General features: G+C 65.5%; 26 protein-coding genes. 10 read left to right on the plus strand and 16 right to left on the minus strand.

Annotated elements, in window-relative coordinates:
• The first annotated feature begins 203 nt into the window (after positions 1-203).
• Complete coding sequence (locus V0R59_RS18980) at positions 204-1667, plus strand: SulP family inorganic anion transporter (protein WP_330075438.1); 1464 nt, start codon at positions 204-206, stop codon at positions 1665-1667.
• 110 nt (positions 1668-1777) lie between these two features.
• Positions 1778-2974 (plus strand): hypothetical protein, encoded by a 1197-nt coding sequence (locus V0R59_RS18985; RefSeq protein ID WP_330075439.1) that lies wholly within the window; start codon positions 1778-1780, stop codon positions 2972-2974.
• A 36-nt stretch (positions 2975-3010) separates the two neighbouring features.
• Here the strand turns inward: V0R59_RS18985 and fusA are convergent, their stop codons facing one another.
• The 5 genes from fusA to V0R59_RS19010 form a co-directional block, all read right to left on the minus strand.
• A complete protein-coding gene (gene fusA / locus V0R59_RS18990; RefSeq protein ID WP_330075440.1) occupies positions 3011-5116 on the minus strand; it encodes an elongation factor G in 2106 nt (701 codons plus the stop codon).
• 228 nt (positions 5117-5344) lie between these two features.
• Positions 5345-6511, minus strand: coding sequence for a Gfo/Idh/MocA family protein (locus V0R59_RS18995; protein ID WP_330075441.1), 1167 nt, complete (start codon positions 6509-6511; stop codon positions 5345-5347).
• Positions 6508-6954, minus strand: a complete 447-nt coding sequence (gene aroQ / locus V0R59_RS19000; protein WP_330075442.1) for a type II 3-dehydroquinate dehydratase — start codon at positions 6952-6954, stop codon at positions 6508-6510. Before aroQ ends, V0R59_RS18995 begins: the two co-directional genes overlap by 4 nt.
• 15 nt (positions 6955-6969) lie before the next feature.
• Positions 6970-8346, minus strand: coding sequence for an MFS transporter (locus tag V0R59_RS19005; protein WP_330075443.1), 1377 nt, complete (start codon positions 8344-8346; stop codon positions 6970-6972).
• Between the two features lie 124 nt (positions 8347-8470).
• Positions 8471-9523 carry a Gfo/Idh/MocA family protein gene (locus V0R59_RS19010; protein ID WP_330078383.1) on the minus strand — a complete coding sequence of 351 codons (1053 nt, stop codon included), beginning with the start codon at positions 9521-9523 and terminating at the stop codon, positions 8471-8473.
• A gap of 91 nt (positions 9524-9614) precedes the next feature.
• Between V0R59_RS19010 and V0R59_RS19015 the strand changes: the two genes are divergently transcribed.
• Complete coding sequence (locus tag V0R59_RS19015; protein WP_330078384.1) at positions 9615-10559, plus strand: LysR family transcriptional regulator; 945 nt, start codon at positions 9615-9617, stop codon at positions 10557-10559.
• Here the strand turns inward: V0R59_RS19015 and V0R59_RS19020 are convergent.
• Together V0R59_RS19020 and V0R59_RS19025 are read right to left on the minus strand one after the other, a co-directional pair.
• The gene (locus V0R59_RS19020; protein WP_330078385.1) at positions 10556-11200 is read right to left on the minus strand and encodes a TIGR04211 family SH3 domain-containing protein; all 645 of its coding nucleotides are present in this window, start codon (positions 11198-11200) and stop codon (positions 10556-10558) included. The two genes, V0R59_RS19015 and V0R59_RS19020, sit on opposite strands and share 4 nt — an antisense overlap.
• A gap of 148 nt (positions 11201-11348) precedes the next feature.
• Entirely contained in the window at positions 11349-11753 is a 405-nt protein-coding gene (locus V0R59_RS19025; RefSeq protein ID WP_330078386.1) for a DUF7832 domain-containing protein, read from the minus strand.
• 170 nt (positions 11754-11923) lie between these two features.
• Between V0R59_RS19025 and V0R59_RS19030 the strand changes: the two genes are divergently transcribed.
• The 6 genes from V0R59_RS19030 (at position 11924) to V0R59_RS19055 (ending at position 17843) form a co-directional block, all read left to right on the plus strand.
• On the plus strand, positions 11924-12421 hold the full coding sequence (locus V0R59_RS19030; protein ID WP_330078387.1) for a PaaI family thioesterase: 498 nt from the start codon (positions 11924-11926) through the stop codon (positions 12419-12421).
• A gap of 262 nt (positions 12422-12683) precedes the next feature.
• The gene (locus V0R59_RS19035; protein ID WP_330078388.1) at positions 12684-14186 is read left to right on the plus strand and encodes an APC family permease; all 1503 of its coding nucleotides are present in this window, start codon (positions 12684-12686) and stop codon (positions 14184-14186) included.
• The gene (locus tag V0R59_RS19040; protein ID WP_330078389.1) at positions 14146-14733 is read left to right on the plus strand and encodes a DUF3156 family protein; all 588 of its coding nucleotides are present in this window, start codon (positions 14146-14148) and stop codon (positions 14731-14733) included. Before V0R59_RS19035 ends, V0R59_RS19040 begins: the two co-directional genes overlap by 41 nt.
• Before the next feature lie 176 nt (positions 14734-14909).
• Positions 14910-15869 (plus strand): transcriptional regulator FeaR, encoded by a 960-nt coding sequence (gene feaR / locus V0R59_RS19045; protein WP_330078390.1) that lies wholly within the window; start codon positions 14910-14912, stop codon positions 15867-15869.
• Between the two features lie 143 nt (positions 15870-16012).
• Entirely contained in the window at positions 16013-17236 is a 1224-nt protein-coding gene (locus V0R59_RS19050; RefSeq protein ID WP_330078391.1) for a multidrug effflux MFS transporter, read from the plus strand.
• Positions 17237-17264: 28 nt separating this feature from the next.
• Positions 17265-17843, plus strand: coding sequence for a TetR/AcrR family transcriptional regulator (locus tag V0R59_RS19055; RefSeq protein ID WP_330078392.1), 579 nt, complete (start codon positions 17265-17267; stop codon positions 17841-17843).
• Between the two features lie 239 nt (positions 17844-18082).
• Here the strand turns inward: V0R59_RS19055 and V0R59_RS19060 are convergent, their stop codons facing one another.
• The gene (locus V0R59_RS19060; protein WP_316923242.1) at positions 18083-18448 is read right to left on the minus strand and encodes a cupin domain-containing protein; all 366 of its coding nucleotides are present in this window, start codon (positions 18446-18448) and stop codon (positions 18083-18085) included.
• 177 nt (positions 18449-18625) lie between these two features.
• Here V0R59_RS19060 and hpaR point away from each other — a divergent pair, with 177 nt between their 5' ends.
• On the plus strand, positions 18626-19051 hold the full coding sequence (gene hpaR / locus V0R59_RS19065; protein ID WP_330078373.1) for a homoprotocatechuate degradation operon regulator HpaR: 426 nt from the start codon (positions 18626-18628) through the stop codon (positions 19049-19051).
• 105 nt (positions 19052-19156) lie between these two features.
• Here hpaR and hpaI read toward each other — a convergent pair whose 3' ends face one another.
• From hpaI to V0R59_RS19105, 8 genes are all read right to left on the minus strand, one after another.
• Positions 19157-19960 carry a 4-hydroxy-2-oxoheptanedioate aldolase gene (gene hpaI, locus V0R59_RS19070; RefSeq protein WP_330078374.1) on the minus strand — a complete coding sequence of 268 codons (804 nt, stop codon included), beginning with the start codon at positions 19958-19960 and terminating at the stop codon, positions 19157-19159.
• Between the two features lie 13 nt (positions 19961-19973).
• A complete protein-coding gene (gene hpaH, locus V0R59_RS19075) occupies positions 19974-20777 on the minus strand; it encodes a 2-oxo-hept-4-ene-1,7-dioate hydratase (RefSeq protein WP_330078375.1) in 804 nt (267 codons plus the stop codon).
• 12 nt (positions 20778-20789) lie between these two features.
• The gene (locus tag V0R59_RS19080; protein ID WP_330078376.1) at positions 20790-22094 is read right to left on the minus strand and encodes an MFS transporter; all 1305 of its coding nucleotides are present in this window, start codon (positions 22092-22094) and stop codon (positions 20790-20792) included.
• Between the two features lie 50 nt (positions 22095-22144).
• A complete protein-coding gene (locus tag V0R59_RS19085; protein ID WP_330078377.1) occupies positions 22145-22537 on the minus strand; it encodes a tautomerase family protein in 393 nt (130 codons plus the stop codon).
• Between the two features lie 15 nt (positions 22538-22552).
• Entirely contained in the window at positions 22553-23410 is an 858-nt protein-coding gene (hpaD, locus tag V0R59_RS19090) for a 3,4-dihydroxyphenylacetate 2,3-dioxygenase (protein WP_330078378.1), read from the minus strand.
• A gap of 139 nt (positions 23411-23549) precedes the next feature.
• Positions 23550-25010 (minus strand): 5-carboxymethyl-2-hydroxymuconate semialdehyde dehydrogenase, encoded by a 1461-nt coding sequence (gene hpaE / locus V0R59_RS19095; RefSeq protein WP_330078379.1) that lies wholly within the window; start codon positions 25008-25010, stop codon positions 23550-23552.
• A 2-nt stretch (positions 25011-25012) separates the two neighbouring features.
• Positions 25013-25786 carry a fumarylacetoacetate hydrolase family protein gene (locus V0R59_RS19100; RefSeq protein WP_330078380.1) on the minus strand — a complete coding sequence of 258 codons (774 nt, stop codon included), beginning with the start codon at positions 25784-25786 and terminating at the stop codon, positions 25013-25015.
• Positions 25786-26457, minus strand: a complete 672-nt coding sequence (locus V0R59_RS19105; RefSeq protein WP_330078381.1) for a fumarylacetoacetate hydrolase family protein — start codon at positions 26455-26457, stop codon at positions 25786-25788. The genes V0R59_RS19100 and V0R59_RS19105 overlap by 1 nt, the downstream gene beginning before the upstream one ends.
• Between the last annotated feature and the right edge of the window lie 14 nt (positions 26458-26471).

Below are 26471 nucleotides of genomic sequence, written 5' to 3' on the forward strand. Positions count from 1 at the left end.
TTTTTGAATTTGTATTTCGGGGTAGCAGTGGGCATTCTGTCGGGGGGGTTTCCCCCGCTTTTGGGGTGTTTATTCCACATTCAAAAGCGGGGGTGACCCCGCTCCTACAGGATCTATGTACAAGTCAACGAATTCGCGGCTGTCCCATGAATCCGGTAAGCTTGCTAACGATTTTCCCCCGCCTGTCCCCACGGAACCCCCCGATGTCCCAAGCTCACCCGAAAAGCCGGGCCCTGCGCGTGCGCAGCGATGTCCTCGCCGGCCTGACCACGTCCTTCGCCTTGGTGCCGGAATGCATCGCCTTCGCCCTGGTCGCCCACCTCAACCCGCTGATGGGCCTGTACGGCGCCTTCATCATCTGCACCCTGACCGCGTTGTTCGGCGGGCGGCCGGGGATGATCTCCGGCGCCGCCGGCTCGATGGCGGTGGTGATCATCGCCCTGGTGGTGCAGCAGGGCGTGCAGTACCTGCTGGCCACGGTGCTGCTGGGCGGATTGCTGATGATCCTGTTCGGCCTGTTGCGCCTGGGCAAGCTGGTGCGGCTGGTGCCGTACCCGGTGATGCTCGGCTTCGTCAACGGCCTGGCCATCGTCATCGCCATGGCCCAGCTGGAGCATTTCAAGCAGGGCGAAGCCTGGCTGCAGGGCTCGGCCCTGTGGCTGATGCTCGGCCTGGTGGGCCTGACCATGCTGGTGGTTTACGTGCTGCCGAAACTGACCCGCGCGGTGCCGCCGGCGCTGGTGGCGATCCTCGGTGTCGGCGTGCTGGTGTACCTGCTCGACCTGCCGACCCGCACCCTCGGTGACATGGCCCACATCGCCGGCGGCCTGCCGTCCCTGGCCCTGCCGGATATCCCGTGGAACCTGGAAACCCTGCGCATCATCGCCCCCTATGCAGTGCTGATGGCCCTGGTCGGCCTGCTGGAAACCCTGCTGACCCTCAACCTCACCGATGAAATCACCGAGAGCCGCGGCCACCCCGACCGCGAGTGCGTGGCCCTCGGCGCGGCCAACATGGTCTCCGGGCTGTGCGGCGGCATGGGCGGCTGCGCGATGATCGGGCAGACCGTGATCAACCTCAGTTCCAACGGTCGTGGCCGCCTTTCGGGCGTGGTGGCGGGGGTGATGATCCTGCTGTTCGTTTTGTTCCTCTCGCCGCTGATCGAGAAGATCCCGCTGGCGGCGCTGGTCGGGGTGATGTTCGTGGTGGCCCAGCAGACCTTCGCCTGGGCCTCGCTGCGGGTGCTGCACAAGGTGCCGCTGAGCGATGTGCTGGCGATCATCGCGGTGACCGTGGTCACGGTGTTCACCGACCTGGCCACGGCGGTGCTGTTCGGCATCGTCATCGCCGCCGTCAACTTCGCCTGGCAACACGCCCGCGAGCTGTACGCCGACGGCCAGTTGCAGGCCGACGGCAGCAAGCTGTACCGCGTGCATGGCACGCTGTTCTTCGCCTCCAGCACGCCGTTCCTCAACCAGTTCGACCCGGCCAACGATCCGGCCCAGGTGACCCTGGACTGCCAACACCTGAGCTTCGTCGACTACTCGGCGATCGCGGCGCTGAAGACCCTGCGCGAACGCTATGAAAAAGCCGGCAAGCACCTGCGGGTGGTGCACCTGTCTGAGCGTTGCAAGCAGCTGTTGAAGCGCGCCGGCGCGGATCACTGAAGGGCTGGCACCTGATATTTCTGTCAGGTGCGGGCGCTTGCCAATTGGTTTTGAATGGCTCCAGGCACGACGCCCGCTCCCCGGGCGCCGCCGAGACACTGGAGATCAAGATGAACTCACAAGGCAAGGCGTTATCGGTCGGGCTCGATCCCTCGTTCGGCGAGGGCGGCACGACCAGCTTCGGGCTGCCGGGCATGAGCTACGGCGCCACTCTTTGCGTGACGCCGTCGAACAGGATCGTAGCGGTGGGGATGCCCGGCGACAGCACCCACACGATCGTGCTGGCCAGGTTCGAGCAGGACGGTGCCATCGACCCGACCTTCGGCGCGGATGGGGTGGCGACCCTCGAAATGTCTGCCGATCTCGAACACGTGGTCCATCACTGCCTGGCCCTGGCGGATGAGCGGGTGGTGTTGCTCGGCAAGCGCAATGTGCCCGGGTATCTTGCCCAGGACTACTTCTTCACTTGCGTCAGGGCGGATGGAACCCTCGACACCAGCTTCGGCAACGCCGGGACCACGGTGGTAGCGCCTACCAACCGGAATTTCCATGCCTGGAGCATGTTGTTCCATGGCCAAGGCAAGATCCTGGCTCATTTCGAGGGTGTCCAGATGCCCGAGAACTACAGGGCCAATGCCCTGGTTCGGCTCAATCCGGATGGCCATTTCGATACGTCCTTCGGCACTGGTGGCATTCACTACGTGGAGCGCGATCTCAGGCTGCCTGATTGCGTGGCGCGGCCGGACGGTCGCTTGCTCATGGCCGGTACCGAGGGCCTTTACTCTGTAGTGAGGGGTTACGATGCGGCGGGGCAACCCGATCTTGCGTTTGGTGATGGGGGCGTTGCGCAACTGCCGTCGCCAACCGGGGAAGAAATGTACACGGAACGACTGGCCCTGCAGGATGACGGCAGAATCCTCGTTCAGGGATTGCTGGCGTCCAGTTCCGACAATCCCCGCAGCTATCTGATGAAGCTGCGCCCGGACGGCGAGCGCGACCCTTCGTTCAACCGCGGTGAACCGCTGATCCTGCCCAGGATCAGCGGGCGTGGCATGGTCGTCGAAAGCTCCGGGCGCGTGCTCGCCCTGGAGCGTGAGGAGCTTGCCGACAAGGCGCAACTCAGAAGCCTGACGCCCGACGGCTTTGACGAATCGCCACCGTTCCAGTTGCCGCTTGCCGGGCCGGTGTATCACTTCCCGGAAGAGCAACTGCTGAGGCACGTGCCAGGGACCTTGCTGGTATCGGCCAACATCACCGATCCTCAGACCCAGACCCGGCGGCTGACCATCAGCCGCCTGCTCATCTGAAGTCTGCCGGGGCCGGTTCGCCCGGCCCCGGACGTTTCAGCCCTGCTTCTTGATGATCGCCTCGGCAATGCTCGCCGGCGCCTCGGCGTAGCGGGTGAACTCCATCGAGTAGCTGGCCCGGCCCTGGGTCATCGAGCGCATTTCGGTGGAGTAGCCGAACATCTCGCCCAGCGGCACTTCGGCACGCACCACCTTGCCCGCCGGGGTGTCCTCGCTGCCCTGGATCAGGCCGCGACGACGGCTGAGGTCGCCCATGATGTCGCCCATGTATTCCTCGGGCATCACCACTTCCACCTTCATCACCGGCTCCAGCAATACCGCGCCGCCTTTCTGCGACAGCTGCTTGGTGGCCATGGACGCGGCCACCTTGAACGCCAGTTCGTTGGAGTCGACGTCGTGGTAGGAACCGTCGAACACCGCGGCCTTCAGGCTGATCAACGGATAGCCGGCAACCACGCCGTTCTGCATCTGTTCCTCGATGCCTTTCTGGATCGCCGGGATGTATTCGCGGGGGATCACGCCGCCGACGATCTCGTTGATGAATTCCAGGCCTTCCTTGCCTTCGTCGCCCGGGGCGAAGCGGATCCAGCAGTGGCCATACTGGCCGCGGCCGCCGGACTGGCGGACGAACTTGCCTTCGATCTCGCAGGTGTTGCGGATCTTCTCGCGGTAGGCCACCTGCGGCTTGCCGATATTGGCCTCGACGCCGAACTCGCGGCGCATGCGGTCGACGATGATGTCCAGGTGCAGCTCGCCCATGCCGGAGATGATGGTCTGCCCGGTTTCCTCGTCGGTCTTGACCCGGAACGACGGGTCTTCCTGGGCCAGCTTGCCGAGGGCGATGCCCATTTTTTCCTGGTCGGCCTTGGTCTTGGGCTCCACCGCCACCGAGATCACCGGGTCGGGGAAGTCCATGCGTTCAAGGATGATCGGCTTGTTGATATCGCACAGGGTGTCGCCGGTGGTGACGTCCTTCATGCCGATCAGCGCGGCGATGTCGCCGGCGCACACCGCCTTGATCTCGGCGCGCTGGTTGGCGTGCATCTGCACCATGCGCCCGACCCGTTCCTTCTTGCCCTTGACCGAGTTGAGCACGGCGTCGCCGGAGCTGAGCACGCCGGAATAGACGCGGGCAAAGGTGAGGGTGCCGACGAAGGGATCGGTGGCGATCTTGAAGGCCAGGGCCGAGAACGGTTCGTTGTCGTCGGCATGGCGCTCTAGGTGCTTGTCCTCGTGGTCCGGGTCGGTGCCGTTGATCGCCGGGATCTCCGAGGGGGCGGGCAGGTAGTCGATCACCGCGTCGAGCATCAGCGGCACGCCCTTGTTCTTGAAGGACGAGCCGAGGATCGCCGGCACGATTTCGTTGGCCAGGGTGCGCTGGCGCAGGCCGGCCTTGATCTGCTCGTTGCTCAGTTCGGCGCCATCGAGGTAGAGGGTCATGAACTCGTCGTTGGCTTCGGCGGCGGCCTCGATCATGTGGGCGCGCCATTCGCGGGCCTGTTCCAGCAGCTCGGCGGGGATTTCTTCCTCGCGGTAGCTGGTGCCCTGATCGTCCTCGTTCCAGTAGATGGCCTTCATCTTCACCAGGTCGATCTGCCCGGCAAAATGCTCCTCGGCACCGATGGCCAGCTGGATGGGTACCGGATGGTGGCCGAGGCGCTGGTCGATCTGCTTGACCACGCGCAGGAAATCGGCGCCCTGGCGGTCCATCTTGTTCACGTAGGCCAGGCGCGGCACATGGTACTTGTTGGCCTGGCGCCACACCGTCTCGGACTGCGGCTCGACGCCGTCGGCGCCGCTGAACACCACCACCGCGCCGTCGAGCACGCGCAGCGAGCGCTCCACCTCGATGGTGAAGTCGACGTGGCCGGGGGTGTCGATGATGTTGAAGCGGTACTTGTCGGCGAACTGCTTGGTCGAGCCCTGCCAGAAGGCCGTGGTCGCCGCCGAGGTGATGGTGATCCCGCGTTCCTGTTCCTGGGCCATCCAGTCCATGGTCGCGGCGCCGTCGTGGACCTCGCCCATCTTGTGGTTGACCCCGGTGTAGAACAGGATCCGTTCGGTGGTGGTGGTCTTGCCCGCGTCGACGTGGGCGACGATGCCGATGTTGCGGTACAGCTCGATGGGGGTGGTGCGCGCCATGTCGGGTCACCTGTGCTGCGGTGGGGAAGGGGATGGTCCTTCCACGGTAGCAGAGGCTGGGGGTTGTGCCTGGGCGAGTGCCGGGTGGTGATTCCCTGGCATCTGTATTGATGCGGATGGCCCTATCGCTGGCAAGCCAGCTCCCACAAGGTTCTCCACTGTCCTGGAGAACGACGCTGTACCTGTGGGAGCTGGCTTGCCAGCGATGAGGCCATCAGCACCAACACATCACATGACCTCGGTCCACCGCCCTTCGGCCCGATCCGATTTCACGCAGGCATCGATAAAACGCATCCCACGCAAGCCATCCTCCGCCGTCGGACACAGCATTCCCTGTGCACTCGGCGCCCGCTGCTCGCGCCGCGCACGAATGCGCTCCGCCGCTTCGCTGTAGATATTGGCGAATGCCTCCAGCAGTCCCTCCGGCTGACCCGCCTTGATCCGCGTCGACAGCCGTGCCGACTCGCTCAGCCAGGCTTCGCCACGGCGCAGGATCTGGTGCGGCTGGTCCTGGTAGCGCACTTCCAGACGCTCCGGGTCTTCCTGGTGCCAGTACAGCGAGCCCTTCTCGCCGAACACCCGCAACTGCAGGCCGTGGCGGTGTCCGGCGGCGACGAAGCTGGCCCAGAGCATGCCGCGCGCGCCATTGCCCAGGCGCAGCTTGACGTGGGCGTTGTCGTCGCTGATCCGGCCTGGCACCAGGGTGCTCAGTTCTGCCGAGACCTGGCTGATTTCCTGGCCAGTGACGAAGCGCAGCAGTTGATGGGCATGCACGCCGACATCGGCCAGCACCGAGGAGGCGCCGGCCTGGGACGGGTCGGTACGCCACATCAGGGCCTTGGCGCCTTGCTGCTCCAGGGCTCGGGTGCCGAAGCCGGCGGCATGCTCGACCTGGACCAGGCGTACTTCGCCGAGGGCGCCACTGGCGATCAGCTCGCGGGCCTCGCGGATCAGCGGGTAGCCGCTGTAGTTGTGGGTGAGCAGGTGCAGGGCCGGGCCCTTGCGTACCCGCTCCAGCAAGTGCTCGGCCTCGTCGAGGCTGGCGGCCAGCGGCTTGTCGCTGATCACGTCGATGCCCTGGTCGAGGAAGGCCAGGCTGGCCGGTACGTGCACGGCGTTGGGGGCCATGATCGCGGCGGCGTGGATGCCGTCTTCACGGGCGGCTTCGGCCACGGCCATGCTCTGGAAGTCCGGGTAGACCCGGTCCGCGGCGATGCCGTACGCCTCGGCGGCGGCACGGTTGCGTGCCGGGTCGCGGGCGAACACCCCGGCCACCAGTTCGAAGTGGCCGTCCAGGTGGGCGGCGTAGCGGTGGGTGGAGCCGATGGACGACTCCAGGCCGCCGCCGACGAAGCCCAGGCGCAGGCGCTGGGTCGGGTTGCCGAGGGTTTTCATGACTTGCCTCCTTGCAGTTGCTTGGCGAAGTGGTCGATGGCCAGGACATAGCCGTGGGTGCCGAAACCGGCCAGCACCGACTGCGCCACCAGCGACACGTAGGAGTGATGACGGAAGGCCTCGCGGCGGTGCACGTTGGAGATATGCACCTCGATCACCGGTACTTCGGCGGCGATCAGGGCGTCGTGGATGGCCACCGAGGTGTGGGTCCAGGCACCGGGATTGATGACGATGCCGGCGACCCGGCCGCGGGCCTGGTGGATCCAGTCGATCATCTGGCCTTCGTGGTTGGTCTGCTGGAATTCGATGGCCAGGTCATGGCGCTGGCCGGCGGCGCGGCACAGGGCCTCGACATCGGCCAGGGTCTCGCGGCCGTAGACCTCGGGCTGGCGCAGGCCGAGCATGTTCAGGTTGGGGCCGTTGAGTACGAGCAGGGTTTGCATGGTGATGGTGTCCAGTCAGGAAGTGGCGCGCAGGGCCTGGGCCCGCAGTGCGTCGTAGGTGGATTTGTCGAGGGCCACGGCGTCGGCCTTGCCGAGCTGGTCCAGCGGCGTGCGATAGGTTTCCGGCGCGCTCCAGGCGGCGATTGCCGAGATGGCGGTGACCACGCAGGTGATGGCGCCGATCAGCAGCGGTACGTTGTCCGAGCCGGGCGGGGCGACGGCGGTGAACAGTGCCGGGAGCAGGGCGGTGATCATGTAGCCGATGTTCTGCGCCACGGCCATGGCCGAGACGCGGTAGTGGGTCTGGAACTGCTCGGGGAAGAAGCTCGGGAAGATCGCGTTGTAGCCCTGGTAGATCGTTCCCCACATCAGCAACGAGGCGGCGAAGGCCAATGGCACGCTGTGGATGCTGATGGCGTACAGGTAGAGGAAGGACATCAGCCCGCAACCGATCGCCGCACCGATGATCAACGGGCGCCGGCCGATACGGTCGGACAGGTTGCCGACGAAGGGGATCACCAGCACCGCAACGATATTGCCGACCACCGGGATCCACAGGTAGACGCTCTTGTCGAAGCCCACGCCGTAGGCCGGTTGCACCGCGTAGGCGGCGCCGAAGATGGTGGTCACCACCGGGATCACGTTCATCAGCGACACGCCGAACACCACCAGCATGCCGTGCCAGCTGTACTTGAAGGCCTCGCGGATCGGCGAGCGGGTGCGGCTGACCTGTTCCACTTTCTGCACGAAGGCTTCCGGCTCCTTGACCTCGCGACGAATGATGAAGGCGGCGATCAGCACGGCGGCACTGAGCAGGAACGGAATGCGCCAGCCCCAGCTGTTGAACGCCTCTTCCGGCATGAAGTAGGCCAGCGGCAGAAAGATCGCCGCCGCCAGCACCTGGCCGGCCTGCACGCCCTGCAGGGTGAAGCTGGCGAAGAAGCCGCGCCGGCCGGGTGGCGCGTGTTCGAGGATCATCGAGCTGGCCCCGGCGATCTCGCCGGCCACGGCGAAGCCCTGGACCAGGCGCAGCACCACCAGCAGGGCCGGGGCCCAGTAGCCGATCTGGTTGAAGGTCGGCAACAGGCCGACGGCGAAGGTGGCGATGCCCATCAGGAACATGCACAGCAGCAGGACGTTCTTGCGCCCGCGGGTATCGCCCCAGTGGCCGAGGACAAAGGCGCCCACCGGGCGGGCCAGGTAGCCGACGCCGTAGGTGGCGAGGGAGGCGATGATCGCCAGCTTGGGGTCGCCGGCGGGGAAGAAGATCTGCGGGAAGATCAGCGCGGCGGCCTGGGCGTAGATGAAGAAATCGTAGTATTCGAGGGCGGAGCCGACCCAGCCGCTGGCGGTGGCCTTGCGGGTCTGGCGGGTGTTGTCGTGGGTAGCCATGGTGGTTTCTCTTGTTGTTTTCATGGTGTTTACGCGGGGCCTGTGGGAGCGGGTTCACCCGCGATGACGTCAGTGGTTTCACCACCGTTATCGCGGGTGAACCCGCTCCCACAGGACTTGCGTACTACAACTGCTCGGTGGAGACGATCTGCCCGGTCCGCGCCGCCTCGCTGATCGCCTCGACGATCTGCAGGTTGCGCAGCCCGTCGCGCACCGTCACCAGCGGCTCGGCCTCGCCGCGGATCACCTGCCGGAAATGCGCCAGCTGGCGCGCCAGCGGGTCGGCTTCTTCCAGGCTCGCCACGGCGGTCTCGAACGGCTTCCACCACGAGCGGTCCTCGCGCTTGGCGTAGTACTTCAGGCGCATGGTCGGGATCGACAGCGAACCCTGGCTGCCGGCCAGCACGTAGCAGTCCTCGTCGTCGTAGCTCGGGTAATCGTGGTTTTCCCGGGCCGTCTGTTCCCAGCTGCGGGCGCAGGCGGCAGTGTCGGAGAGCATGAAGGTGCCGAGGGCGCCGCTGGCGAAGCGCAGGCTCACCGCCACCGTGTCTTCCACGGCGAAACCACGGGTGGCACTGGAGGCCTGGGCCTGTACCGAGACAATCTCGCCGCACAGCGAACGCAGGTTGCCGATCTCGTGGATCATGTTGATCAGCACCGGCCCGCCGCCGGCCTCGCGGCGCCACGGGGCGGCGTCGAAGTAGTCGTCGGGCTTGTAGAACAGCGCGCTGCCCATCACTGCCACCAGGTTGCCGAGCACACCTTCGGCGATCACCTCCCGGGCCTTTTCCAGGATCGCGCTGTGGGCGCGGTGATGGCCCACCAGTAACTTCGCCCCGGCCTGTTCGGCGATGGCCAGCAGGCGCTTGCCTTCGTCCAGGGTATGCGCCACCGGCTTTTCGATCAGCGCAGGCACGCCATGGCTGATGCAGGCAAGGGCTCCTTCGACATGCAATTGATTGGGGGTGGCGAGGATCACGCCATCCGGGCGCTGGTCGCCAAGCAGGCTTTCCAGGTCCGCGTAGAGCGGTACGCCGAGGCTCCGGGCGAAGGCGGCGGTGGCGGGCAGTGGATCGACGATGGCGGCCAGCTCGCACTCGGCGCTGGCCTGGATCAGTTCGATATGGCGGCGGCCGATCAGCCCGGCGCCGGCCACGGCAATGCGGGTCTTCTTCATAGGTCTCTCTTGTTCTTTTGACGTCCTGCTTCAAGGCAGAGCAGGTTGTATGAGAGGCTAAATAAAAAGTCCCAGGAGATAATCGGGCGTAATGAAGAATCAGAATGTGCTCACAGCGAATAATGAGCCGCTATTGCGCGATCTCCAGCTGTTCTGCGAAGTCGCCCGGCGCTCCAGCTTCATCGCCGCCGCCAGCGAGACCGGGCTGTCGCCGGCGCACGTCAGCAAGCGCATCGCGACGCTGGAGGAGCAACTCGGGGTCAAGCTGTTCAACCGCACCACGCGGCGGGTCAATATCACCAGTGACGGCGAGGCGGCCTTCGCCTGGGCGCAGAAGATTCTCGAAGACGTGGGGGCGATGGTGGATGCCTTGTCCGGCGGCCAGCGCGAACCGCAAGGCACCTTGCGCCTGTGCACCAGCCTGCGCCTGGGGCGCGAGCATATCGCGCCGATCCTCTCGCTGTTGCGTCGCCAGTACCCGGCGCTGGAGGTCTGGCTGGAATTGCTCGACCGGCGGGCCGACCTGATCGCCGACAACTTCGATATCGATATTCGCGTCGGTGAGGTGCAGGAGAAGCACCTGATCGCCCACCGTATCGCCGAGAGCACCAGGGTGCTGGCGGCGGCGCCGGAGTACCTGACCCGGCGCGGCGCGCCCAAGGTGGCGGCGGACCTGGCGCAGCACGATTGCCTGCTGTTCCGCAGCCGCGACGATCGCTTCGGGGTGTGGCGGCTGGTGGGGCCCAACGGCGCGGAGACGGTGAAGGTGACCGGGCCGATGGCCTCCAACCACAGCGACATCGTGCGCCAGTGGGCCCACGACGGCCACGGCATCATCATGGCTTCGGCCTGGGATATCGCCGGCAGCCTGGCCAGCGGTGCGCTGGTGCGGGTATTGCCGGGCTGGTACCAGCCGGCGGACATCTGGGCGGTGACGGCGGTGCGCTCGTCGAGCTCGGCCAAGGTGCGGGCCTGCGTGGCGTTCCTGCGCGAGCAGTTGGCCAGCGGGCCCTATGCGTTGAGCGACGAGGGTTAAGCCCAGCCGCTGTTGCGTTTGCGGCTGCGGGTGAGCATCGGCAGGATCAAGCCGGCAAGCAGGCCGGCACCGGCGATGCCGCCGCCGTAGACCATGTAGCGCATCAGCACCTGCTTGTTCTCGTCGCCAAGGCGCGCCTGGGTGTCGCGCAGTTGCGACTGGGCCTGGGTGAGTTCTTCATTGAGGGACTGGTTGCGCGCTTGCAGCTCGTCGACCAGGTTCTTGCGCGCGTCGAGGGTTTCCTGCATGCCCTGGACCTTGGTCTTCCAGCTGTCGTCGATGCCCTTGAGCTGTTCCTCCAGCTGCGCGACGCGCTCGGTCAGTTGCGGCAGGCGCTCGGCCTGGCCGGGCACGTCCTGCAGGTCGCTGCTGGCAATCCACACAATGTCACCGGAATCGCCGCGGACCTGGCTGTAGTTGCCCTGGGTGGTAAGCAGCTTGACCTTCTGCCCGGATTTCAGGGTGCCGACCAGGCGATGGCCATCGGTAGGACCGCTGCGCACGTAGGTGGTGAGGCTGTCGCTGACCCAGCGCTCGTCGCTGGCGGGCTCTTCGGCATGGGCGATCGAGTGCAGGAACAGGCCGGCGAACAGCGCGGGAAGCACGGCGGAGCGTGCGCGGAGAGGGCGAAGCAGGCGCATGGTTATCTTCCCCGAGAAGAAAAAATGAACACCGCCGAGCGCATGCCTGCCCTCGACGCAACGAAAAAAAGGGGATAACCGTTGGACGTCCCCGGTGGCTCGTCTTGAGCAAGCCACCAGCGCAAAGACCGTTTTTATCGCATCAGGTTCACTGGGCGGCGCGCCATTGGGCGAACCGTTGGTCGAGACGGGGGGCCAGCAGGTCGTAGTGTTCCCAGCTGGCGCCCGGCTCGTCGATGCCGACCATGCCGAGCAGTTGCGTCAGGTCCTCCGGTAGCGACGGAGTGTGCTGGCCCAGGTAATGGGCGGCGAAGGCATTGCCCAGGCGGTTGAGGTCTTCGTCCACCAGCAGGTTGTCGCAGCACAGCTGGAAGAAGCGGGCAGGGGTCAGCAGGCGTTCGCCGAGGGCCTGGATCTCGGCGTCGTAGTCGGCCTTGAAGTCGTGGCTGAGCAGGTCCTGGTTCGCGCTCCAGGCGAGGAACAGGCCGGTGTAGGGGGCGTGGCGCGGGGATCCGTCATCGGCGTAATGCCAGCCGGCAGATTGAGCAATCATCGCAGCAGTCCTTGTTCTGATGTGGGGCCTTGCTGGGGGTGTAGCTTACTCCTTCCCGACATGGCCGGAAGCCATATGAGACTTAATGACGCATGAAACGGCTGACTTTGAATCAGAACGGGGAGAGCGTTAACATCTGAACTTTCCTACAAAAACAAATCTGGAAACAAATGACCTCCCCAGCACTCTCCCTCCAGGACCTGGCGGCGCCCGACGGCGTCTGCTACGGCTGCGGCTCGGCCCACCCGAGCGGCCTGCACCTGAAAAGCCACTGGGCCGATGACGGCGTCCATGTGGTCTGCACCCATTCTCCCGACAGCACCTTCTGTGGCTGGCCTGGCCTGGTCTATGGCGGCTTGCTGGCGATGCTGGTGGATTGTCATTCCAACTGGACGGTGATGGCGTATCACTACCGGGCCCAAGGGCGCGAGCCGGGTTCGCTGCCGCGCATCGATTGCGTCACCGGGCATCTGGGGCTGACCTACCTGAAACCGACGCCGATGGGCGTGGAACTGACCCTCAAGGCCCGGGTCGAGGGCGAACTGGGGCGCAAGACCCGGGTGATCTGCGAGGTCTGGGCCGGGGATGTGCTGACGGTCATGGCCGATTCGGTATTCGTCCAGGTGGATACCGAGAAGTTGAAGCAGAAGGCGCACGGGCAAGCCTGAGCGGAGCTATCTCGTCCCCTTGTGGGAGCGGGTTCACCCGCGATAACGGTAGCGGATTCACCAGCGTCATCGCGGCGGTCCGGCGTCCCGGTTAACCCGCTCCCACAGGATCTGTGTCGCGCTTTCGAACAATGTGAAGGACTCAAGGCTTGCCAGCACTGGCAGCCAGCAACAAAACCCCCGGCAGCCTGGGGCAAGACGTGGCATGGAGTGCGGCGCACAGTGACGCACAACCATAACAACGGCACTTGAGGTCTTCACCATGTCGCTCAACGACACGCTCAGCGCGCACCTGAACCGGGGCACGATCGGGTTCCCCACCGCCCTTGCCAGTACCATCGGCCTGATCATGGCCAGCCCCGTCATCCTGACCGCGACCATGGGCTTCGGCATCGGCGGCAGTGCCTTCGCCGTGGCGATGCTGATCGCGGTGCTGCTGATGCTGGCGCAATCGACCACCTTCGCCGAAGCCGCGGCGATCCTGCCGACCACCGGCTCGGTCTACGACTATATCAACTGCGGCATGGGCCGCTTCTTCGCCATCACCGGCACCCTGTCCGCGTACCTGATCGTCCATGTCTTCGCCGGCACCGCGGAAACCATCCTCTCCGGCGTGATGGCCCTGGTGAACTTCGAACACCTCAACACCCTGGCCGAATCCGCCGGCGGCTCCTGGCTGCTGGGCGTCGGCTTCGTGGTGGTGTTCGCCATCCTCAATGCCTTCGGCGTCAGCGTCTTCGGCAAGGCCGAGATCATCCTGACCTTCGGCATGTGGACCACCCTGATGATCTTCGGCTTGCTGGGCCTGATCGCCGCGCCGGCGGTGCAACTGGACGGCTGGTTCGGCGAATCGATGGTCGGCACCGACCTGATCACCGTGCTGTCGCTGGTGGGCATGGCGATGTTCATGTTCGTCGGCTGCGAGTTCGTCACCCCGCTGGCCCCGGACCTGCGCCGCTCGGCGCGGACCATGCCACGGGCCATGGCCCTCGGCCTGCTGGGCGTGGCCAGTTGCATGTTCATCTACGGCGCGGCGATGAAGCGCCAGGTCGAGAACGTGGTGCTGGATGCCGCCAGCGGCGTGCACCTGCTGGACACGCCGATGGCCATTCCGAAATTCGCCGAGCAGGTGATGGGCGACATCGGCCCGCTGTGGCTGGGCATCGGCTTCCTGTTCGCCGGCGCCGCGACCATCAACACGCTGATGGCCGGCGTGCCGCGGATCCTCTACGGCATGGCCGTGGACGGCGCGCTGCCGAAGGTCTTCACCTACCTGCACCCGCGCTTCAAGACCCCGCTGGTGTGCATCCTCGTGGCCATGCTGATCCCGTGCCTGCACGCCCTGTACCTGGGCGGCAACACCGACAACATCATGCACCTGGTGCTGGCTGCGGTCTGTGCCTGGAGCACCGCCTACCTGCTGGTGACCCTGTCGGTGGTCATCCTGCGCATCCGCCGTCCGGACCTGCCACGGGCCTACCGCTCGCCGTTCTTCCCGCTGCCGCAAGTGTTGTCCAGCGCCGGTATCCTGCTGGGCATGTGGTTCATCACCCCGCCGGGCATGAACCCTGCCGACGTCTATGTGCCGTTCGCCTGGATGCTCGGCGGTACCGCGGCCTACGCATTGTTCTGGACCCTGGTGGTGCAGCGGGTCAACCCGTTCAAGCCGGCCGTGGTCGAGGAAGTCCTGGCGAAGGAGTTTGCCAACGAACCTGGAGTCCATCATGGCAGCCACTACGCCGAACCTCTGGCAAAGACTGTTTGACCGCGCACCCTCGGGCTACCGCCCGGGGGTGACCCTGGAGCACCTGCGGCGCAATCTCGGCCTGGCCGGGTGCCAGGTGCTGGAGTCCGGCCGGGCGCGTTTCAGCCTGGCCGACGGGGTGGAGTTCGAGGTGCGCGAGCGCACCGAATCGCAGCTGTTGATGCATATCGTCGTCTGTGAGTTTCGCTTGCAGTGCCCTGCCGCTTCCGAGGGCGCTGCGACCCTGGAACTGCACCACACCGGGGCGATTCGCCGCAGTGGCCTGGGCTGGAAACAGAAGGGCGGCGAGGCGGGGTTGCTGGAACGTATCCGCCAGCGCCTGGAGCAGGACGCCACGTTGCACCAGGCGCTGATGCCGCTGGACTTCAAGCGCTTGCGCCTGGAGCGTGCCGAAGGGCAATGGACGGTGGTCCTGGAGCACATGGGCGGTAGTGAAGTTGTCAACAGGATGCCGGCATTTCGGCGCTATATCCGAGTGGATTCGCAGCAAAGGGCGTTGCTGCTCAGCGCTTTGACCGGCCTGCAAAGGCTGCTGGCCCAAGTCTGACGGAAATCCCCTTGTGGGAGCGGGAGAACCCGCCCCACAAGGCCCGCCTAAACCAACCTAACGAAAGGTTGGCACTCAATATGCTTTCACACCTGTGCTTACGGAATTGTTGCGCGCATATAGATAACATGTTAACTATTGCCCGACAAAAACAAGATGCCACTGTGGAGGTACGTATGAGTATCCATCAGGCTACCGGCTCGGCCCTGGATCGCTGGAACGCGGCGATGCAGGCAACGTGCGGGTATTTCGAAACCGAACTTGCGTTCAACCGCTCGCTGTTCATCGGCGAGATTTCCACTTGGTCACGGGGAGGCCTGGGCATGGCCAACCTGCGCACCAACGCCGGCGTGATCCGGCGCAATGGCCTCAAGGCCGACCGCGACAACGACCAGCATTGCTTCCTGGTCAGCCAGCGCACCGGTTTTTCCCAGATCACCCAGCACGGCACCAGCCTGCAACTGGCGCCCGGCGAGATGCTGCTGATGGACGCCGTGGGCGCCTGCGAGATCATGCCTTTCGGCCTGATCGAGCATGCTTCGCTGTCGCTGTCGCGAGACCAGGTCAGCCGGCAGCTGGGCGGCGACCAGAAGATCTTCGGCAAGATCTCCCAGAGCAAGGCCTGCGGGCGCATGCTTCACCTGCTGATGGACCAGCTGTGCAAGGAGACCGCTGCCGGTGAAGGCGAACACGCCGAGGGCGATGCGCTGCACAGTGCCTTCCTCTCGCTGCTCGGCTCGGCGCTCGAAGGCAGCGACCAGGATCCGCGCCTGCCGGCATCGTTGCAGGGGGCCGACCTGCGCAGTTATGTGCAGAAGGTCATCGACGAGTCCCTCGGCCAACCCGGCCTGACCCCGGTCAGCCTGGCCAACCGCCTGAACATCTCGGTGCGCCACCTGTACCGCCTGTTCGAGGAGCAGGGCGACAGCGTCTGCCGCTACATCCAGCGCGCTCGCCTGCAGCGCAGTGCCGATGACCTGTCCAACCCGATCCACAAGACCGAATCCATCACCACCATTGCCTACAAGTGGGGTTTCACCGATTCGGCGCACTTCAGCCGTTCGTTCAAGAAGCAGTTCGAGCAGTCGCCCAAGGACTTCCGCAGCAGCAGCCTCGCGGGTCTGGTCCTTAGCTGAGAAAGGAAATTGAATCGCCGTTGACTTGACCCTGTGAAAGGTTGCCTTTAGGCTCGCCCAAGTTATCTACCTACCGGTCGTTAGGTGAAAAATTCACCTGGCGACCGGTTTCACGTTCCACCCCCTTGCTTGGATGCGAGTTTATGCAAACCCCGAAATCCGCCCCGACCCCTCACGTCGGATTCGCCGTCGCCCTGGCCCTGATCGGTGCCCTTGGTCCGTCGGCGGTCGACATGTACCTGGCCAGCATGCCCGGTATCGCCGAGGAGTACGGGGCGTCCTATGCCAGGGTGCAACTGACCCTGACCGTCTTCCTTCTCGCCATGGGCGCCGGGCAGCTGCTGTTCGGGCCGGTGGTGGATACCCTGGGCCGGCGCCGGCCGCTGCTCGCGGGGCTGGCGGTGTTCGTCGCCAGCTCCCTGGCCGCGGCGCAGGCCGGCAGCCTTGACGCGCTGTTGCTGGCGCGTTTCGTCCAGGGACTGGGCAGCGCCCTGACCCTGGTGGTGATCATGAGCATGGTCCGCGATGTCGCCTCTGGCGCGCGGGCGGCGCAGATCTTCGCCCTGCTGATGACCATCGAGGGCCTGGCCCCGGTGATCGCGCCGGCGCTGGGCGGCTTCATCGGGGCGCATTTCGGCTGGCGGGCGATCATGCTGACCCTGGCCGGGCTGGGCGTGCTGGTGCTGCTGAATTCGGCGCTGGTGCTCAAGGAAACCCTGCCGCTGGACAAGCGCATGGCCTGGCAGCCGGCGGAGTTCGCCCGGACCTACGCCCGTATCGCCCGCGATGGCGCCTTCCTGCGCCCGGCGCTGGCGCTGTCGGCGGTGTTCTTTTTCCTGTTCGCCTATATCGGTGGGGCCGCGTTCGTCTACCAGCACCATTTCGGTCTGTCGGTGGAAGCCTTCGGTGCGCTGTTCGGCGCTACCGGCGTGGCCATCCTGCTCGGCGCGATCACGGCCGGCCGCCTGGTGGCGCGCAAGGGCCTGGTGCGCCTGGCGCGCTGGGGCGCGGGGTCGATGCTGGTGGGGGCGCTGATCGCCGTGCTCGGTACCCAACTGGGCGCCGGCCTGTGGGGCATCGTCGCCGGCATGGCTTTGGCGATGTTCGGCCTGGGCGTGGCCGAGGCAACGCTGATGTCGCTGGTGATGTCCTCGCAGACCCGCGCCCTGGGCTCCACCGCCGCGCTGCTGGGCGCCCTGCAGTTGATCATTTCGTCGTCGGCCACGCCGTTGTCAGGCATCATGGCGCCCCTGGGCGCGGCGCACTGGGCCTTGTTGCTGAGCCTGGCGGCCTTGCTGGTCGCCGCGCTGGTACATGCCAGCACCCGTCATGCGCCGGCTGAAACGAACAGCCTGGCCGGTCATTGATTTACCCGTTTGCCTGGAGAAGTGTTGCATGAGAGTCCTGTCGCCTTCGGCGGAGAAGATTTGCGTGGTGGCGGTCGAGCAGTTCGCCGAATCCGGCTACGACGCCGCCTCGCTCAACGACATCGCGGTGGCGGTGGGCATGCGCAAGCCGTCGCTGTACGCGCATTTCAGCAGCAAGGTGGATTTGTTCGAGGCGGTATTCGAGCGCGCCATCGAGGCCGAGCGGCTCTATGTGGACGGCTGTTTCGCCGCCGATACCGGCTTGCCCGGGGCCTTGTACGGGCAGCGTCTGGCGGAGCGTTTCCAGGAGTCGGCGCACTTGCGCTTCCTGCTGCGGGCGGCGTTCTTTCCGCCGGCGGATTTGCGGCCAATGATTTCCTCGGGCTTCGAGGCGTACCTGCTGCGCATGGGCGAGGTGTTCGGCAAGGCGCTGGAGCAGCAGTTTCCGCGGCTGGGGGCGGAGCGTCGGCAACTGTTCGTCGATGCCTACCTGGGGGTGATCGACAGCCTGACGGTGGAACTGATCTACGCGGGGCAGGCGGCGTATGAGCGGCGCCTGAAGGCGATGTGGACGATCTTTGCGGCTTCGCTGGAGGCGGCTGTCTAAAGGCCGGACACTGGCTCTGTGGGAGCGGGGGGGCGCCCCCAAGCGGCGGGTGCGCGGCGGCCGGTGTGGGGGGGGTGTGCGCGGCCCCAGCGGGGTGGTGCGGAGGGTTGTGGGCTGGGGGTTAAAACCCCCCGACACGGGCGCTGTGGGTGCGTGCACCCGCGCTTTCCGGGCGGTCCCCCCTCCGCCTTCAGCGGGGTCACCCCCGCTCCCACAAAGGATTGATGCGCCTGTTTGAATCAGGCTACCGCGAAGTAATGCTTCACGAAGCTCTCGCTCAGGATCTCCCACAGCACCGGCGTGCCCTTGGTCACGAACCAGCTGTCACCCACCTTGTACTCGGTCACCTGGCCGGTGCTCTCGTCGGTCAGGCGTACGGCGCCCGTCACCACCACGGCCTGTTCGTTGAACGGGTAGACCATGCGGAACTTGCCCTGGGTGGTGCCGAAATAGGCGCTGCTGACGGCATCGGTCGGCGCGCCGAAGGTCATCTTGCCGAAGGCGCGTACTTCGCCTTCGAGAATTTCCGAGCCCAGGTCGGCAACGGTACCCCAGGCGTCGAGGTCGCTGAGCTGGATGTTCTGCTGGCTGGCAATAAGGGTCATGGCAGTGGTCCTTGAACAAGGGAATGAAGATGCCGCCATTAAGACCCTTGGCGGAAATGAAGTCTTGATCGCCCGTGCCGCGGTATTTGTTCCGGGTTGCCAGAACGATCGGGGCGCTGTTGCGTGGTACGGTTTTTGTTAAAGTATTAACAAATAGCCTGAGAACCCAGATTCTTCATGTCCAGTCGTCCTCGTCAGTCCCTGACACTGACCCTTTTGCAAGCCCGCGAAGCCGCCATGCGCTTCTTCCGACCTTCCCTCAACGAACACGGCCTGACCGAGCAGCAGTGGCGGGTGATCCGTATCCTGCGCCAGCAGGGCGAGATGGAGATCTATCGCCTGGCCGACCAGGCCTGCATCCTCAAGCCGAGCATGACCGGTGTGCTGGTGCGCATGGAGGCCGCCGGACTGGTGAAGCGGCGCAAGGCCGAGAACGACCAGCGTCGGGTGCTGGTGGAGCTGGCGGAGAAGGGCGAGGAGAGCTTTGCCTCGATGAGCCAGTGCATGGAGGCCAACTACCAGAAACTGCAGGGGCAGTTCGGGGAAGAGAAGTTGCAGCAGTTGCTGGGGTTGCTGGATGAACTCAAACAGGTTCGGCGGTGAACTTCAGGGCTTCATCGCTGGCAAGCCAGCTCCCACAGGGACCGCATGCACCGCGGACCTTGTGGGAGCTGGCTTGTCGGGGCGCCGAACCGCAGCGATGGCTTTCTAATAGACGCCGCCGGAAGTTGGCTGTACCACCTGACCTTCCTTGAACTTCGCCGCCAACCCCTGCAACCCGCGCATCAGCACCGTGGTATCGACACCGACGGCAACGAACTTCGCCCCCAGCTCGATATAGCGCCGCGCCAGCTTCTCGTCCGCGCTGAGGATCCCCGCCGCCTTGCCGGCCTTGTTGATCCGCAGGATCGCGTCCTCGATCGCCGCCTGCACGTCCGGGTGCCCCGGATTGCCGCGATGTCCCATGGACGCACTGAGGTCCGCCGGCCCGATGAACACGCCATCCACTCCGTCCACCGCAACGATCTCGTCGAGGTTGGCCAGCGCTTCCAGGTTCTCGATCTGTACCAGCAGGCACATCTGCGCATCGGCATGATCCAGGTAGCCCGGGATGCTGTTCCAGCGCGACGCCCGCGCCAGCGCGCTACCCACGCCACGCACGCCCTTGGGCGGGTAGTGCACGGCGCGGACCAGCTGACGTGCCTGTTCAGCGCTGTCGACCATCGGCACCAGCAGCGTCTGCGCGCCGATATCCAGCACTTGTTTGATCAGCGCGGTATCGCCGATCACCGGGCGGATGATCGCCTCGCTGGCATAGGGCGCCACGGCCTGCAGTTGCGAGAGCATGCCGCGCAGGTCGTTGGGCGCGTGTTCGCCGTCGATCAGCAGCCAGTCGAAGCCGGCGTTGGCCGCCAGCTCCGCGCAGTAGGCATCGGCCAGGCCGAGCCACAGGCCGATCTGCGCCTGGTCCTGCTGCAGGCGCTGTTTGAAGCGGTTGACGGGCATGTCCATGAAGACCTCCTGATCAGACGAAACGGCAGGCGATGGAACCGAGCATGTCGTAGTCGACATGGAAGGTGTCGCCCGGACGCGCTGCCACCGGACGGGTGAAGGAGCCGCCGAGGATGATCTGCCCGGCTTCCAGGGTGACGTCGTACGGCGCCAGCTTGTTGGCCAGCCACGCCACGCCCTTGGCCGGGTGGTTGAGCACAGCGGCGGAGACGCCGGATTCCTCGATCACGCCATTGCGGTAGAGCACCGCCGGGACCTTGCGCAGGTCGATATCGGTGGGTCGCACCGGACGCCCGCCCATGACCACGCCGGCGTTGGCGGCGTTGTCCGAGATGGTGTCGAAGACCTTGCGCGTGGCCTGGGTCTGCGGGTCGACCTGCTGGATCCGCGCGTCGATGATTTCCAGCGCCGGGATCACCCATTCGGTGGCGTCGAGCACGTCGAAGACGGTGACGTTCGGGCCTTTCAGCGGCTTGCCGAGGATGAACGCCAGCTCCACTTCCACGCGCGGCACGATGAAGCGCTCGAACGGAATGTCGGTGCCTTCGTCGAACAGCATGTCGTCGAGCAAGGCGCCGTAGTCCGGCTCGGTGATGTTCGACGACACCTGCATGGCGCGGGAGGTCAGGCCGATCTTGTGGCCGACCAGCTTGCGCCCGTCCGCGATCTTCTGTGCCACCCAGGCGCGCTGGATGGCGTAGGCGTCCTCGATGGTGATGCCAGGATGTTCCAGGGAGAACTGGCGCACCTGTTCGCGGCTGCGTTCGGCGCGGTCCAGTTGGGCCGCGGCGGCGAGGATCTGGCTGTGGTCAAGCATGGTCGGGATCTCTTACTGAGGATTTACGGTGGCGGCCTGGGTGCGCAGCACCAGCAGGCCTCCGAGCGTGATGAAGACGGCCAGCACGTACAGGGCGAGGCTGGCGCTGTGGGTGGTGTCGCGCATCCAGCCGATCAGGTAGGGCGCGGCGAACGAGGCGATGCTGCCCAGCGAGCTGATCAGGCCGATGCCGGCGGCCTGGGTGGTGTTGGACAGGAACGCCGGCGGCAGTTGCCAGAACATCGGCAAGGCGGCGCTGGCGCCCATGCCGGCGACGATCAGGCCGCTCATCACCAGGGTGGCGTTGTCCGGTGCGATACCGGCCACGGCGATGCCGGCGGCCGACATCAGCAGCGGCACGCACAGGTGCCAGCGGCGTTCGCGGCGACGGTCCGAGGAGCGTCCGCAGGCGATCATGAAGAAGCAGCCGGCCAGGTAGGGCACGGCGCTGAGCAGGCCGACGCGGCCGTCGCTGCCGATGCCGGCGCCGTGGATCAGCGTGGGCATCCAGAAGGCCAGGGTGTTCACCGCCAGCATCACCGCGCAGTACACCGCCACCAGCAGCCACACGCGGGCATCGCTGAGGATGCCGCCGAAGGAGTTGATCGGCTTGCGTCCTTCTTCACTGGCAAGCTGTTCGCGCAGGTCGTGTTTCTGTTCGGCGCTGAGCCAGCTGACGTTGTCGAAGCTGTCCGGCAGGCACTTGAGCACCACCAGGCCGAGCAGGATCACCGGTGCGCCTTCGAGCAGGAACATCCACTGCCAGCCGCGCAGGCCGGCGGCGTCATGGAAGAGTTCGAGGATGCCACCGGACAACGGGCCGCCGACCACGCCGGCCATGGGCACGGCGATGGCGAACAGCGCGGTGATGCCGGCGCGGCGACGGGCCGGGTACCAGCGGTTGAGGTAGACCAGGATGCCCGGGAAGAAGCCGGCCTCGGCCACGCCCAGGAGGAAGCGCAGCACGTAGAAGCCGCTGGCGCTTTGCACCAGCAGCATGCTGGTCGACAGCGCACCCCAGACCACCATCAGGGTGGCGATCCAGCGCCGCGGGCCGACGCGGTCCAGGGCCATGTTGCTCGGTACGCCGAACAGCGCGTAGGCGATGAAGAACAGGCCGGCGCCGAGGCCATACACCGTGTCGCTGAAGTGCAGGTCGGTGCTCATCTGCATCTTGGCGAAGCCGATGTTGATGCGGTCGAGGTGGGCGAACAGGTAACACACCAGCAGCAGCGGCATCAGCCGCCAGGTGACGGTGGAGTGGGTGGATTGTTGACGGGCAAGCGCTACGGGTTCTGCGGTATTGGCTGTGCTCATGATCTTGTACTTTTTGTCAGAGTGGGGCCGTTGGGGGTAAGGCGGGGAGGTCAACCCGCCTGGTTCTTCAGGAATGCGTGGACGTTGTTCTGCTTGAAGTTCAGTTGCGGGTGCAGCTCGATCATTTCGAACGACAGGGCCAGCAGGCGCTCGGCCTGCAGCGCGGCGAAGTGCTCGGTGATCACCGCGAACAGCTGTTCGGCGACCTGGGTGCGGGTTTCCAGGTCGCGGCCGTGGCCGACCTTGAGGGTCATGTGGACGAAGGCGTAGTCATGCTTGCCGTCGGCCATGCGCCAGGTGTCCAGGCGCACCGCGCGGCTGCGGATGCCGCCGAGGGGAAACACGCCGCTGGCGCCGAGGGTGGCGTGGACCTTCTCGAACAGGCCGGGCAGGTCGGCTTGCCGTTCGATGTTGTCGGTGATTTCAGCGATGAAATGGGGCATGGGGACTCCTCGGAATCAGAGCGGGAAGATCGCGTTGATCTGGCCGGTACCGGAGCTGCCGAAGGCTTCGGTCAGGACTTCCACCGGCTTGTCGTAGTCGGCGCCGCCGAGCAGGCCGAGGAGCATCGCGGTGTCGTGCATGCCGCCTTCGCCGTAGCAGTGCGCGGCGTAGTCCGGCAGCATCGCGCAGAACTCCTTGAAGCGACCCTGCTTCCACAGTTCCACCACGCGCATGTCGACCTGCTTGTCGAACTCGCGGGTCCAGTTGTGGATGTTGGCTTCGGCGTTGCGGTCGTCGGAGAAGCGGTGGGAGAGGGAGCCGGAGGCCAGCACCAGGACCTTGCGGTCGCTCTTCTCGATGGCGCGGCGCACCGCGGCGCCGAAGGCCAGGCTGTCTTCCAGGCGGTGCCAGGCGCACCAGGCGGCGATGGACACGACCTGCAGTTTTTCCGCGTCCGGCACGCCCATGTGCATGTAGCGCATCGGTACCAGGGTGCCGTATTCCAGCTCCAGGCTAGGAATGTTGTGGGCCTGGGTACGTACGCCGGCGGCGTTGGCCTCTTCGGCGATCAACTGGCCCAGTTCGGGGCAGCCGGGGTATTCGAATTCCATGTCGCGGATGAAGTGCGGCAGCTCGTTGCTGGTGTAGACACCCTTGAAGTGCTCGCCGCAGTTGATGTGGTAGGCGCTGTTGACCAGCCAGTGCACGTCGAACACCACTGCGGTGTCGGCGCCCAGCTCGCGGGCGCGGCGGCCGATTTCCTTGTGCCCGGCGATGGCCGCCTCGCGGCAGCCGTGGTGCTTGCCCGGCAGTTCGGACAGGTACATCGAGGGGACGTGGCAGACTTTGGCTGCCAGGACGACTTCGCCCATGATGGAACTCCTGGTTCTTGTTGGTTGCGCGATCCCTGTAGGAGCGGGTTTACCCGCGATTGCAATGGTGGATTCACCACCGCAATCGCGGGTGAACCCGCTCCTACAGGTTCGGTGTACATCCCGGATCTATGCGGGTTTAAACACCCCAGCGCGGAATGTGGTGGCTACCCATCGAGATGCACACGTTCTTGATCTCGGCAAACACTTCGAAGCTGTACTGACCGCCTTCGCGACCGGTACCCGAGCCCTTCACGCCGCCGAACGGCTGGCGCAGGTCGCGTACGTTCTGGCTGTTGATGAACACCATGCCGGCCTCGATGCCACGGGCCAGGCGGTGGGCCTTGCCGATGTCCTGGGTCCAGATGTACGAGGCCAGGCCGTACTCGGTGTCGTTGGCCAGTTGCAGCGCTTCGGCCTCGTCCTTGAACGGGATCAGGCAGACCACCGGGCCGAAGATCTCTTCCTGGGCGATGCGCATCTTGTTGTTCACGTCGGCGAACACGGTCGGCTGGATGAACTGGCCGCGAGCCAGGTGCGCCGGCAGGTTGGCCGGACGCTCCAGACCGCCGGCGAGCAGGGTGGCGCCTTCCTCGATGCCGATGCGGATGTAGCCGGTGACCTTGTCGTAGTGGGCCTGGGTGATCATCGAGCCGACCTGGGTCTTCGGATCGGTCGGATCACCGACGATCAGGCGCTTGGCGCGTGCGGCGAACTCGGCGACGAACTGCGGGTACACGCTCTCCTGGATGAAGATCCGGCTGCCGGCGGTGCAGCGCTCGCCGTTCAGCGAGAAGATGGTGAACAGCGCGGCGTCCAGTGCGCGTTCCAGGTCGGCGTCCTCGAAGATCAGCACCGGCGACTTGCCGCCCAGTTCCATCGAGTATTTCTTCAGGCCGGCGGTCTGCATGATCTTCTTGCCGGTGGCGGTGCCGCCGGTGAAGGAGATGGCCCGCACGTCCGGATGACGGACCAGGGCGTCACCGGCGGTGGCACCGTAGCCCTGGATGACGTTGAGCACGCCATTCGGGATGCCGGCCTCGACGGCCAGGCGACCCAGCTCGTTGGCGGTCAGCGGCGACAGTTCGCTCATCTTCAGCACCGCGGTGTTGCCCAGGGCCAGGCACGGCGCGGTCTTCCAGGTGGCGGTCATGAACGGCACGTTCCACGGCGATACCAGGCCACACACGCCGACCGGCTGGTACAGGGTGTAGTTGAGCATCTGGTCGTCCACCGGGTAGGTGTGGCCGTCCATGCGCGTGCAGACTTCGGCGAAGAAGTCGAAGTTGTGCGAGGCACGCGGGATCAGCACGTTCTTGGTCTGGTGGATCGGCAGGCCGGTGTCCAGGGTCTCCAGCTCGGCCAGTTTCGGCACGTTCTGGTCGATCAGCTCACCCAGCTTGCGCATCAGGCGGGCGCGCTCCTTGGCCGGGGTGTTGGCCCATTTCGGGAAGGCTTCCTTCGCCGCGGCGACCGCCTGGGCGACTTCCTCGGCACCGCCGCTGGCGACTTCGCCGATGGCTTCGCCGGTGGCCGGGTTGTAGTTGACGAAGGTGTCCTTGCTCTCGACCTCGCGGCCGTTGATCCAGTGCTTGATCATGCTCATGCCTCTTTGTTGTATTGAGCGAAGAACTCGGCTTCGCTGACGATGCGGTTGACCAGGCGGCCGACACCTTCCACTTCCACCACCACTTCATCGCCCGGGACCACGTCGGCCAGGCCTTCCGGGGTGCCGGTGGCGATCATGTCGCCCGGTTGCAGGGTCATGAAGCTGGACAGGTATTCGATCAGGTAGGGGATGTCGAAGATCATGTCCTTGGTGCTGCCTTCCTGCTTCAGCTCACCGTTGATCCAGGTGCGCAGGGTCAGGTTGGACGGATCGGGCACATCGGCCACGTCGACGATCCACGGACCGACCGGGGTGGTGCAGTCGCGGTTCTTCACCCGCAGGTTGGGGCGGTAGTAGTTCTCGAGGTAGTCGCGGATGGCGTAGTCGTTGCAGACCGTGTAGCCCGCCAGGTACTCCAGGGCGTCCTCGCGCTTGACGTTGCGCGCCGGCTTGCCGATCACGGCCACCAGCTCGCACTCGTAGTGCATGTACTTGATGTTGTCCGGGCGCCAGGTGATGGCGTTGTGGCCGGTGTAGGTGCCCGGCGACTTGACGAAGGCCAGCGGCTCGGTCGGCGGCGCGAAGGCAAGCTCCGCGGCATGGTCGGCGTAGTTCAGGCCGAGGGCGAACATGCTGCCGTTGGCTGGCGGCAGCCATTCGACCTGGTCTTCGGCGATCAGGCGGCCATCGGCCAGGCGCACGGCGTTGTCGGCTTCCACGGTCACCGCGTGGACTTCACCCTGGAAACGGATACGAGCGTGTTTCATCAGTGGGCCTCCTGCTCGGCGACGATGGGGTTGGCCAGGCGGCCGAGCCCGGTGATCTCGATTTCTACCTGGTCGCCCGGCTTGACGTCGGCGCGGCCTTCCGGGGTGCCGGTGATCAGCACGTCGCCTTCATGCAGGGTCATGAATTCGGAGATTTCCGCGATCAGTTGCGGGATGCCGCGCACCAGGTTGGTGGTGCTGTTCTGCTGGCGGACTTCGCCGTTGATGAACAGGCGGATGTCCAGGGCATGCGGGTCGGCGACCTGGGCGACCGGGACCAGCTCAGGGCCGATCACGCAGAAGCCGTCGCGGCACTTGGCCTTGACCGCCGGGCGGTAGTAGCTCTCTTCCGGCAGGCTGAATTCGTTGACGATGGTGAAACCGGCGACGTGTTCCAGCGCCTGTTCGGCGCTGACGCGGCTGGCACGCTTGCCGATCACCACGCCCAGGGCCGGGCCGGCCTGCAAGCGCTCGACGCCCTGCGGATAGACCACCGGCTGGCCGTGGCCATTGCGGGTATTGGGGGTCTTGATGAACAGCACCGGCTTGACCGGTGGCTTCTGGTACGGCGCCTGTTCGAATTCGGCGAGACGCTGTTCCAGCAGCCCCTTGTAGTTCAGCGCGACGCCGAACAGGGTGCCGGTAGCAGCGTCATGCAGGGCACGGCTCATGCTCTTCTCCTGAC

This window comes from Pseudomonas ulcerans, from assembly GCF_036324125.1.
Classification (GTDB): Bacteria; Pseudomonadota; Gammaproteobacteria; order Pseudomonadales; family Pseudomonadaceae; genus Aquipseudomonas; species Aquipseudomonas ulcerans.

Excerpts from the sequence above, each read along its gene's own strand:
- V0R59_RS18980 (WP_330075438.1), top strand. The coding sequence starts at position 204 with ATGTCCCAAGCTCACCCGAAAAGCCGGGCCCTGCGCGTGCGCAGCGAT.
- V0R59_RS18985 (WP_330075439.1), top strand. The coding sequence starts at position 1,778 with ATGAACTCACAAGGCAAGGCGTTATCGGTCGGGCTCGATCCCTCGTTC.
- fusA (WP_330075440.1), bottom strand. The coding sequence starts at position 5,116 with ATGGCGCGCACCACCCCCATCGAGCTGTACCGCAACATCGGCATCGTC.
- V0R59_RS18995 (WP_330075441.1), bottom strand. The coding sequence starts at position 6,511 with ATGAAAACCCTCGGCAACCCGACCCAGCGCCTGCGCCTGGGCTTCGTC.
- aroQ (WP_330075442.1), bottom strand. The coding sequence starts at position 6,954 with ATGCAAACCCTGCTCGTACTCAACGGCCCCAACCTGAACATGCTCGGC.
- V0R59_RS19005 (WP_330075443.1), bottom strand. The coding sequence starts at position 8,346 with ATGGCTACCCACGACAACACCCGCCAGACCCGCAAGGCCACCGCCAGC.
- V0R59_RS19010 (WP_330078383.1), bottom strand. The coding sequence starts at position 9,523 with ATGAAGAAGACCCGCATTGCCGTGGCCGGCGCCGGGCTGATCGGCCGC.
- V0R59_RS19015 (WP_330078384.1), top strand. The coding sequence starts at position 9,615 with ATGAAGAATCAGAATGTGCTCACAGCGAATAATGAGCCGCTATTGCGC.
- V0R59_RS19020 (WP_330078385.1), bottom strand. The coding sequence starts at position 11,200 with ATGCGCCTGCTTCGCCCTCTCCGCGCACGCTCCGCCGTGCTTCCCGCG.
- V0R59_RS19025 (WP_330078386.1), bottom strand. The coding sequence starts at position 11,753 with ATGATTGCTCAATCTGCCGGCTGGCATTACGCCGATGACGGATCCCCG.
- V0R59_RS19030 (WP_330078387.1), top strand. The coding sequence starts at position 11,924 with ATGACCTCCCCAGCACTCTCCCTCCAGGACCTGGCGGCGCCCGACGGC.
- V0R59_RS19035 (WP_330078388.1), top strand. The coding sequence starts at position 12,684 with ATGTCGCTCAACGACACGCTCAGCGCGCACCTGAACCGGGGCACGATC.
- V0R59_RS19040 (WP_330078389.1), top strand. The coding sequence starts at position 14,146 with ATGGCAGCCACTACGCCGAACCTCTGGCAAAGACTGTTTGACCGCGCA.
- feaR (WP_330078390.1), top strand. The coding sequence starts at position 14,910 with ATGAGTATCCATCAGGCTACCGGCTCGGCCCTGGATCGCTGGAACGCG.
- V0R59_RS19050 (WP_330078391.1), top strand. The coding sequence starts at position 16,013 with ATGCAAACCCCGAAATCCGCCCCGACCCCTCACGTCGGATTCGCCGTC.
- V0R59_RS19055 (WP_330078392.1), top strand. The coding sequence starts at position 17,265 with ATGAGAGTCCTGTCGCCTTCGGCGGAGAAGATTTGCGTGGTGGCGGTC.
- V0R59_RS19060 (WP_316923242.1), bottom strand. The coding sequence starts at position 18,448 with ATGACCCTTATTGCCAGCCAGCAGAACATCCAGCTCAGCGACCTCGAC.
- hpaR (WP_330078373.1), top strand. The coding sequence starts at position 18,626 with ATGTCCAGTCGTCCTCGTCAGTCCCTGACACTGACCCTTTTGCAAGCC.
- hpaI (WP_330078374.1), bottom strand. The coding sequence starts at position 19,960 with ATGGACATGCCCGTCAACCGCTTCAAACAGCGCCTGCAGCAGGACCAG.
- hpaH (WP_330078375.1), bottom strand. The coding sequence starts at position 20,777 with ATGCTTGACCACAGCCAGATCCTCGCCGCCGCGGCCCAACTGGACCGC.
- V0R59_RS19080 (WP_330078376.1), bottom strand. The coding sequence starts at position 22,094 with ATGAGCACAGCCAATACCGCAGAACCCGTAGCGCTTGCCCGTCAACAA.
- V0R59_RS19085 (WP_330078377.1), bottom strand. The coding sequence starts at position 22,537 with ATGCCCCATTTCATCGCTGAAATCACCGACAACATCGAACGGCAAGCC.
- hpaD (WP_330078378.1), bottom strand. The coding sequence starts at position 23,410 with ATGGGCGAAGTCGTCCTGGCAGCCAAAGTCTGCCACGTCCCCTCGATG.
- hpaE (WP_330078379.1), bottom strand. The coding sequence starts at position 25,010 with ATGATCAAGCACTGGATCAACGGCCGCGAGGTCGAGAGCAAGGACACC.
- V0R59_RS19100 (WP_330078380.1), bottom strand. The coding sequence starts at position 25,786 with ATGAAACACGCTCGTATCCGTTTCCAGGGTGAAGTCCACGCGGTGACC.
- V0R59_RS19105 (WP_330078381.1), bottom strand. The coding sequence starts at position 26,457 with ATGAGCCGTGCCCTGCATGACGCTGCTACCGGCACCCTGTTCGGCGTC.